Genomic DNA, 9090 nt, shown 5'->3' with positions numbered 1-9090 from the left:
GAGGCGGCGTTCGTCACCGAACTGGTCGTCAGTGAACTGGTCACCAACGCCATCAGGTACGGGGCCCCGCCCATGCAGCTCCGGCTGATCCGCGACCGCACGCTCATCTGCGAGGTCTCCGACGGCAGCTCCACCTCACCGCACCTGCGAAGGGCCCACGCCTTCGACGAGGGCGGCCGCGGACTGCTGCTGGTCGCCCAGCTCACCCATCGCTGGGGAAGCCGGCAGACCGGGCGTGGCAAGACCATCTGGGCCGAGCAGCTGCTTGCGCAGGACTGACCTGGTCCGAAGCCGTGCCGGTGAACAGGGTGGCGACACCCTGCACCCGCAGCGCGTGCTCGACGCCTCCGGGGCCGCGAGACCGTGACTTCCAGGGGTTGCACTTGACACGGCCACCTTATCGGTAACAGTGTATCCATTATGAGCACCTGGTCTGAGCCGCAGCCCGATTCCCGGTTCGTCGCGGTGGATGGAATGCGGATCCACTACAAACGCGCCGGGCGCGGCCGTGCACTGGTCCTGCTGCACGGCAGCGCTTCGTCGCTTCAGCACTTCGACCGTGCGGCGGCCCTGCTGTCGGAATCGTTCGACGTCATCCGCCCCGACCTGCCGGGGTTCGGCCTGACCGGCCCTCGCACGGACCGCGACTACCGCATCCCGACCTACACGGCGGCGGTGGCGGCCTTCCTGGAGGCGCTGGAGGTGCCTCGCTACGCGGTGGCCGGCAACTCACTGGGCGGCAACATCGCCTGGAACCTCGCCCTGGACCATCCGGAGCGGCTGACCGGCCTGGTGCTGGTCAACGCCACCGGCTACCCGGAGAAGCAGATCCCAGCGGGCATGCGCCTGACCCGCAACCCGCTGCTACGGCCCGTGTTGCGGCGCGTGATGCCGCGCCGCGCCATCGAGCGCAACCTGCGTTCGAGCGTCGGCCCGCATTCGACGATCGTGGACGATGCCATGGTGGACCGGGCCCACCAGCTCATGAACCGGCCCGGGAACCGCTCGGCCTTCGTCGACTTCTGCAACACCGACCAGCCCGACCGCAGCGCGCAGATTCCCCGCATCACGGCGCCCACGCTCGTCCTGCGCAGCGCGGGCATCGACGGCCAGCACTTCAGCCGCGACCTCCCCGGCGCCGGGGAGATGGTGCACCCCCATGGCGGTCACCTGCTGCCCGAAGAGGAACCGCAGTGGGTCGCGGACGCGATCGTGATGTTCCTCCGCTCCTCCACCGACACCCCCGCGCACTGAGGCCGAGGAGGCCCGTTCCATGAAGTACTTCGTCGCGTCAGGCGAGGACCTACGGCTCACCGCCGACTCGCGACAGGCCCTGCGCGGCAGTTTCATCGAGCTGTCCGACGGCGTCACGCACTACGAACTGACCGGCCCCGAGGACGGGGAGGTGGTCGTGATGGCGGGCGGACTGACCATCCCGCTGTTCTACTGGGACGGTCTCGTCGCCGAGCTGCACGCCCGCGGGCTGCGGACGCTGACCTGCAGCGCGTACGGCCGGGGCTACTCGGACCGAGTGCGGGCGCGGTACGACGAGAGTCTGTTCGCGCGGCAGCTGTCCGAACTCACGGACCGGCTCGGCCTGACCGTGCGGCCACTGCACCTCGTCGGTACCTCCATGGGCGCGTTGGTCGCCATGACCTACGCCGCCCAGCACCGATCGTCGGTGTCCACCCTCACCATCGTCGGCCCCGCCGGCCTCGCGAAGCCGCAACTGACCTCCCCGCACCGGCTGCTGCGCAGCGACCTGCTCGCCGGTCTCGTCGCCCGGCGCCGCGGACGTCGGATACTCCGCGGTCACCTCGGGCACAACGTCCGCGACCCCGAACTCGGCGCGGCACTCACGGAGATGGTGCTCGACTCCTTCCGCTTCGAGGGTTCGCTGTACGCGGTCTTCGACACGTTGCAGCACCTGCCCGTCTCCGGCCGTGACGATCTCTTCCGCCAGACCGGGACGCTGGGCATCCCCACGCTGCTCCTCTGGGGCGACGAGGACAACGTCACACCACTGGTCCACTTCGACACGGCACGGGCCTTGCTGAGACCCCGGCACCATCACGTGATCCCGGAATGTGGGCACATGGCCCCGTTCGAACAGCCCCACAACGTCGCCGACCGGATCGCCCCGTTCGTGACCGCACAGAGCGAGAGGCTCGACTCGTGAACGACCGGCAGGTCATCGACGTCCTGGTCATCGGTGCGGGCCCCTCGGGTGCCGCCGCGGCGGTCGACCTCGTGCGCCGGGGACTCGACGTACGGATCGTCGACAGGTCTCCCCAGGCCTTCGACGGCTCCCGCGCCAAGGGCGTCCAGCCCCGCAGCCTCGAAGTCCTCGAAGACCTCGGCGCCCTGCCCGACGTGCTGGCCGGCGGCAGCACCTACCCCAAGCTCGGGATCCATGCCGGCCCCCTGGCCGTGCCGTGGAAGATGTTCCCCCACAGGGAGGCGACTCCGGACGTCCCGTACCCGAACACCTGGCTGATCCCTCAGTTCCGCACGGACCGCGCACTGCACGCCCGGCTCAGCGAGCTCGGCCATGAGATCGAGTTCGGCAGGGAACTGACCGAGCTGACGCAGGACGAGGACACGGTGGTCGCGAAGGTGGCGGGCCCGGACGGCACGGAGGAGATCGTCGCCCGGTACGTAGTGGGCGCCGACGGCGGTTCCAGTACGGTGCGCAAGCAGCTCGGCATCGGTTTCGTCGGCACCACGGACGAGAGCGACCGGATGCTCATCGTCGACGCCTCGGTGACCGGTCTGGCCCGCAACCGGTGGCACATGTGGCCCGGCCGGGGCGGCAGGTTCATCGGCGCCTGCCCGCTCCCGCACAGCGACATGTTCCAGTGGATGATCCGTCTCACTCCGGACGAGGAACCGCCTGCTGAGAAGGACGACATCGTCCAGCGGATCCACCAGCACACCCGCAACCGGGGCATCCGGTTGCACGACATCCACTGGACGTCGGTGTTCCGGCCCAACATCCGCCTGGCGGAGAGTTACGGCCGAGGGCGGGTCTTCCTCGCCGGTGACGCCGCGCACGTCCACACCCCGGCCGGCGCCCAGGGCCTGAACACCGGCGTGCAGGACGGCTACAACCTCGGCTGGAAGCTCGGCCAGGTCCTCGCCGGGGCCGACGCCACGCTGCTCGACACCTACGAGGCCGAGCGGCAGCCGATCGCCGCCGGGGTCCTGGGCCTGTCCACGGACAAGTGGGGCGGCATCGCCAAGCTCGACCCGTCGAGCATGAAGCGGGGCAAGGACGAGCAGCAGCTCGCCCTGACGTACTACGGCGGCCCGCTCGCCCCCGCCGACGGGATGCGCACCGGGACACTGCGTGCGGGCGACCGCGCGCCGGACGCCGAACTGCTCCGCGCCGACGGAGCCGGGACCCGGCTGTTCGACGTCCTCCGCGGGCCGTACTTCACCGCCATCGCCTACGGACCGGGTGCCGCCCGGGACCTCGAACTGCTCGCCTGGCCGACGGCCGGCGCCCAGCTGAAGCGGCTGACGGTCGGGGCGACCGCCGCCGACGGTCTCGGCTTTCTCGACCCGAAGAACACGCTGAAGGGCGCTTACGGCCTGACCGGCGACACCCTGCTGCTGATCCGTCCCGACGGCTATATCGGGCACATCGCCACTCGGGACTTCCTGACCACCACACGATCCGCCGCGCGGGCAATGACGCCATGAGCGGCAAGGAGCTTCCCCATGCTGATGTCAAGCCGCGGCCGTGACAGGCGGGGTGGCTTGGTAGCGCGCTCCGTCACGGATCATCGCCCACAGGACGTTGAGACGGCGGCGCGCGAGCGCCGGCAACGCCTGCTTGTGCCCTTTGCCTTCGGAGCGTTTGCGTGCGTAGTACGTCTTGGAGGCCGGGCAGCTCTTCAGGCTGGAGAGTGCGGACAAGTACATCGCGTTGAGCAGGCCACGGTGGAAGCGGCGCGGTCTGCGGAGGTTGCCGCTGACACGGCCGGAGTCACGCGGGGACGGTGCCGGGCCGGCGAAACCGGCGAGCCGGACGGCGCTGCCGAAGGCGTCCATGTCGCCGCCCGTGGCCGCGATGAACACGGCGCCCATCATCTTGCCCATGCCGGGCAGGCTGAGGATCACCTCGGCGTGCCGGTGCTCGCGAAACCGGGCCTCGATCAGGGCGTCGACCTCCGCGATCTCCTCATCGAGGGCCGTCACTCCCTTCGCGAGCCGCACCACCATCGCGGCGGCCGGCCGCTCGCCGGGCAGCGCGGTGTGCTGGGCCTCGGCGGCCTCCACCGCCGTTCTTGCGAGCGTGGCCGCACCTCGGACCTTGCGGCCTCGCAGCCACATCTCGATCCGTTTCGCTGCGCTGCGGCGGATCGCGGCAGGTGTCTGGCAGCCCGTGAGCAGGATGACCGGGCCCTTGTTGGTCAGGTCCGGCGACCGTTCCAGCGCCGGGAAGATCTCCAGCAGTTGAGCACGGAGCCGGTTGATCTGGCGGGTGCGGTCGGCCACCAGGTCTGCTCGGCGGGTGCGGTCGGCCACCAGGTCTGCTCGGCGGGTGGTCAGGGTGCGCAGGTCGACGGCGACCTCGTCTCCGGGACGCAGCAGGCCCAGGTCCCGGCGCATGCGCGCCTGGTCGGCAATGACGAAGGCGTCCTTGGCGTCCGTCTTGCCCTCGCCCCGGTAGGAGGCCGAGGCGTGGTGCACGGTCAGGCCGGTGATATAGACCATCGCCTGGTCGTGGCTGAGCAGCAGGCCGATCAGCAGGGCAGCACCGCCGCCGTTGAGGTCGACCGCCCACAGCACGTCGCGATCGAGTGCGAGGACGTCGCCGATCAGCTCCGACAGGGCCGACTCGTCGTTCAGGACCCGGCGGGACAGCAGCCGTTCGCCAGCTGCGTCAATCACCACGCAGTGGTGGTGTTCCTTGCCGATGTCCACTCCGGCCCATATCCGGGGCACGGTCACCTCCGCCGGCTCGTCGCGTCCTTACAGCCCGGCAGACGACCTCGCCGACGTTGCCCTACCCAGCGATCGAGTCGCATCTCCCCATTGGCGGTCGAGTCGTCGCGGGGCCCCGGGTGGCCAAGCTCCTTCAGCCATCCAGCGGTCTCCGCATCATCAGCCATGCCCGGAGCCCCTGGGTCCCGCTGATCTTACGAATGATCATTTCGAACCCAACAGAAAGGTAGGGCCGCACCATGTCCCATCAGCGCCGCCCATCTTCCCGTTCGGAGGCCACCGCATGAGCCGCGTCCTGCTGCGCGGGGCGCAGGTCATCACGATGGTGCCGGGCCGTCCCGACGCCGAGCATGCCGACATCCTCGTCGACGGCGACCGTATCGCCGCCGTCGGCGAGGCCATCGACGCATCCGACGCCGAAGTCGTCGACTTCTCCGGCCGCATCGTCATCCCCGGCCTCGTCAACGCCCACTTGCACACCTGGCAGACCGCGTTGCGCTCCGTGGGTGCCGACTGGACTCTGATGGAGTACCTCACCCACCTCCACGGTGCGTGCGCCGGCCACTACACCCCGGCCGACCTGCACATCAGCAATCTGGTCGGCGCACTGAACCAGCTCAACTGCGGTACGACCACCCTCGGCGACTGGTGTCACAACGCCCTCTCGCCCGAACACGCCGACGCCGCCGTCGAGGGCTTGGCCCAGGCCGGGATCCGCGCCGTCTTCCTGCACGGCACGGCCTACCGGTCGCCGGACACCCCCCACCCCCTCACCGAGATCGACCGGCTGCTCGACGGACCCGTCCGCGGCCGTGCCCTCCTCACCCTGGGCATGGCACTGCAGGGGCCGCAGTACTCCTCGCCCGACACCGCGTTGGCCGATTTCCGAGCCGGCGCGGAACGCGGCCTCGTCGTCTCGATGCACCAGAGCGGCGGAGAACCCTCCCCCGGCTGGGAAGCCGTGCGCGCCGCCGGACTGTTCAGCCCTCTGACCAACATCGTGCACGGCATCGACCTGCCCGACGACTGGATCGAGACGCTCGTCGAGGCAGGTGTCACCTTCACCAGCACCCCGGAGAACGAACTGGGCCAAGGACACGGCACACCCATCACCGGGTCACTGCTACGCCTGGACGCGGCGCCCTCCCTGGGCACCGACATCGACACCGCCGTGCCCGGCCATCTCCTCACGGCCGCCCGCATCGCCCTGGCCCACCAGCGCAGCCTGGACCACGCCGAGCACCGACAGACGACAGGCATGCACGCCGGCACCGCTTCGGTCACCGCCAAGCAGGCACTGGCCTGGGCCACGGTGGAAGGGGCGAAGGCCCTGGGTCTCGCCGACCGGGTGGGCCGGATCGAGGTGGGCATGCAGGCCGACCTGGTCGCCGTCGACGCCCGGGCCCTCAACCTGTGGCCGGCACACGACCCGGTCGCCACGGCCCTGCACGCCGACATCGCCAACATCGAAGCCGTGATGGTCGCCGGCACCTGGCGCAAACGCGATCACGCCCTGCTCACGTCGCGACTCGACGAGGCCAAGGACGAGCTGCGCGAGTCCGGAGAGCGGCTCTTGCGCAGCATCGGGCCCGCAGGCAAGCAAGGCTGACACCCGCAGCAGCCTTCGAGCAGGAACCGCGCCGACGGGCGCGGCATTCCGTGCTCCTCGGCGTGACGGTCCCCGCCCCGGCCCTCGGATCCACGCGCCGCACCCACACAGCAAGGTGACGTGAACAGCACCCTGACGCCGACGGCACGCACAGCCCGTGATGCTCTGCGCCAGGAACAGATCGTCCATGCACAGGGTCAAAAGGAGCGTGAGGCGTGTACGGCGCTCCCCGTACACGCCTCACCGGTGTGCGACGTGTGCCCGGTGTTCGGCCAGCACATCCAGTCCGAAGTCGGACGTGAGGTCACGCCACACCGAGTGGGCGTGGTTCGCGTGGCGTTGGGTGTTGTCGTACTCGATCAGGATGCGGGCGTCCTGCACCCGGTAATAGTGCGGTTCCCCGACCTCCGTGCTGCCTGCCCAGGCGAAGTGGACCCTGTCGAGGACGGTGTCAGAGGCGTAATGGGTGTCGTAGGCGCCTGCGAGGAACTCGGGTGCCCGTCCGGTATAGAGGGCTACGAGACGGCGCAGCAGGTGCCGCTGCCTCTCGTCGAGGTCGCGGCCGCTGATGCCCTGCGGGGGAACCGTGATGGCCACTCGCGCGTGGTCGCTCTCGGTGTACCCGCTGCCCGCTTCCGCCCGGCGGTCGATGTCGTCGACGATCCGGTCCAGGTCGGCATCTTCGAACTGTCCCCGCCACAGGTCCTGCATGTGCATCATCGTGTCGCCGTGTCGGACCCGTGGCCGGTTGCCGGAGACGATGTCGGACACGGCGGAGGGGTGGAGCAGAGCTTGCCGGAACTGGTCCGCGTCGAGACGGCGGGCCAGTTGACGTGCGGTGTCCTCGGGACCCTGAAGTGGGCGCAGGGTGCCTCCGAGCAGTTCGGTAGTGGCAGGGTCGGCGCCGATGAAGCAGGGCGTTGTGGAGACGAGCCGACCGGCGACGACGAGGTTGTTCAGGGAGATGTGGTGGCCGCCCAGTCGCCATGCCCAGACACGGTCACCGGGGCGGCCGAAGATCCGGAGCCAGTACAGACCGGGATCACGCCCGCGTTGCCGGCCCCAGTCGACGGTCCATCCTTCCACCTGGTCCAGTACGTTCTCGAGGCCCATCACGGTGGCGACCGTGGCGTAGCCCGCGGTGGACAGTCCGGTGGCCACCAGTTGCATGGCGAGGCTCTGTTGGCTGGGGCCCTGGTCCCGGATGGCGAGCCCGCCGTGATCCGTGGGGGTGTAGAACCAGCGCAGGCGCTCGGCCTCCGCATCCGGGTGGAGCGGAGAATCATAGGCGGCGAGCGACAGTTGTTCCTCGGTCAGACTGCCCAGCCAGGCAGCAGCGGCCTCGGCCATGGCGGCCGCCGCCTTCTCCCACCCGGCTGCCCGGACGTCGGATCCCGGCCCTGCTTCATCACCGGGCACGGGTGGACTCCGGGTCCTCGGAGATGTCCAGCATGACCTTGATGGCGTTGCCCCGGCGCTCGGCGTAGGTGTCGAAGGCCTCGGAGATGTCGCTCAAGCCGAAGTGGTGGGTGACCAGTTCCGCGGTACGGAGTCGGCCGCGGGCCGCGAGGGCCACGGCACGGGCCAGCGAGCCGGTGCCCTCCCCGCGGACCGTCTGGATCGAGATACCGTTCATCACGGCGTGGTTCAGGTCGGCCTGCACGGGCTGCTCGAAGAACCCGACCAGGACGACCTTCCCTGACCGTTTGGCCATGCGCAGCGCGTCGTCCACCGCACTCGGGGCGCCCGAGCATTCCAGGACGATGTCGACGCCGGTCCCGTCGGTCGCGTCCCGGACGGCGGCAACGGCGTCCTCGGCCCGGGAGTTGACGACCAAGTCCGCGCCGAAGGACGTGCCGATGGCCAGCCTCGCTTCCCGGGTGCCGACCAGGGCGACGGTCCTGGCCCCGAGTTCACGAGCCACCTGCGCCGCGAGCAGACCTATCGGCCCGGGACCGACCACGGCGACGGTAGACCCCACGAGAAGGGTGTCCAGCACGTCGAATGCGTGCATCACGGTACCCACGGTGCTCAGGACCACCGCCGCGTCGAAGCCGACGGTGTCCGGCAGCCGGTGAAGGGTAGCCACGTGATTGAGCGCGTACTGGGCGAAGCCACCGTTGACGGTCATCCCCTGCGCTCGATGTCCAGTGTGTCGCAGGCCGTAGTTGAGGCAGTCCGTGTAGGACCCGGCCAGGCAGTTGGCGCAGCGCATGCACCCGCGGTGGGCCTCCGTCACGACCCGGTCGCCGACGCGGAGTTCGTTCACGGCGCCGCCCACCGCGGCCACGACGCCCGCGTATTCGTGGCCCGGGACGAACTCGCCGGCAGCGGGGCCGCCGTCCTTGAAGAAGTGCCGGCTTCGGATCTTGAGGTCCGTTCCGCACAGGGACGCCCTGCGGACCTGCACCAGGACATCTTCCGGCCCCACCTGCGGCACGGGCAGCGTCGTGACGGCGAGGGTGCCGGGTTCACCCAGCACCGCGGCCTGCATGGTTTTCGGCAAGGACATAGGGGCCTCCAGTCAC

At 69.9% G+C, this 9090-nt stretch carries 8 protein-coding genes; 5 read left to right on the top strand and 3 right to left on the bottom strand.

All coding sequences use genetic code 11. The annotated features are described in order from the left end of the window. The 4 genes from GTY56_RS03980 to GTY56_RS03965 all read left to right on the top strand — a co-directional run. Positions 1 to 279, top strand: a 279-nt coding sequence (locus GTY56_RS03980; protein ID WP_161362507.1) for an ATP-binding protein, incomplete at its 5' end; no start/stop codon positions are given. Positions 280 to 420: 141 nt separating this feature from the next. Further along, positions 421 to 1254 carry an alpha/beta fold hydrolase gene (locus GTY56_RS03975; RefSeq protein ID WP_161362505.1) on the top strand — a complete coding sequence of 278 codons (834 nt, stop codon included), beginning with the start codon at positions 421 to 423 and terminating at the stop codon, positions 1252 to 1254. 19 nt (positions 1255 to 1273) lie between these two features. Then, positions 1274 to 2179 (top strand): alpha/beta fold hydrolase, encoded by a 906-nt coding sequence (locus GTY56_RS03970; RefSeq protein WP_161362503.1) that lies wholly within the window; start codon positions 1274 to 1276, stop codon positions 2177 to 2179. After that, positions 2176 to 3705, top strand: a complete 1530-nt coding sequence (locus GTY56_RS03965; protein ID WP_161362501.1) for an FAD-dependent monooxygenase — start codon at positions 2176 to 2178, stop codon at positions 3703 to 3705. The genes GTY56_RS03970 and GTY56_RS03965 overlap by 4 nt, the downstream gene beginning before the upstream one ends. A 27-nt stretch (positions 3706 to 3732) precedes the next feature. Here the strand turns inward: GTY56_RS03965 and GTY56_RS03960 are convergent, their stop codons facing one another. Beyond that, the gene (locus GTY56_RS03960) at positions 3733 to 4953 is read right to left on the bottom strand and encodes an IS110 family transposase (protein ID WP_161362499.1); all 1221 of its coding nucleotides are present in this window, start codon (positions 4951 to 4953) and stop codon (positions 3733 to 3735) included. 283 nt (positions 4954 to 5236) lie between these two features. Between GTY56_RS03960 and GTY56_RS03955 the strand changes: the two genes are divergently transcribed. Beyond that, positions 5237 to 6562 carry an amidohydrolase family protein gene (locus GTY56_RS03955; RefSeq protein ID WP_161362498.1) on the top strand — a complete coding sequence of 442 codons (1326 nt, stop codon included), beginning with the start codon at positions 5237 to 5239 and terminating at the stop codon, positions 6560 to 6562. A gap of 240 nt (positions 6563 to 6802) precedes the next feature. Here the strand turns inward: GTY56_RS03955 and GTY56_RS03950 are convergent, their stop codons facing one another. Together GTY56_RS03950 and GTY56_RS03945 are read right to left on the bottom strand one after the other, a co-directional pair. Next, positions 6803 to 7981 (bottom strand): DUF3500 domain-containing protein, encoded by a 1179-nt coding sequence (locus GTY56_RS03950; protein WP_346345411.1) that lies wholly within the window; start codon positions 7979 to 7981, stop codon positions 6803 to 6805. Then, positions 7971 to 9074 carry a zinc-dependent alcohol dehydrogenase gene (locus tag GTY56_RS03945; RefSeq protein WP_161362496.1) on the bottom strand — a complete coding sequence of 368 codons (1104 nt, stop codon included), beginning with the start codon at positions 9072 to 9074 and terminating at the stop codon, positions 7971 to 7973. The genes GTY56_RS03950 and GTY56_RS03945 overlap by 11 nt, the downstream gene beginning before the upstream one ends. Between the last annotated feature and the right edge of the window lie 16 nt (positions 9075 to 9090).

It is taken from the genome of Streptomyces sp. SID5643 (assembly GCF_009872555.1).
GTDB lineage: Bacteria > Actinomycetota > Actinomycetes > Streptomycetales > Streptomycetaceae > Streptomyces > Streptomyces iakyrus.
Note: the sequence above shows the minus strand (reverse complement) of the source record. Positions and strands in the feature narration are given on the sequence as shown.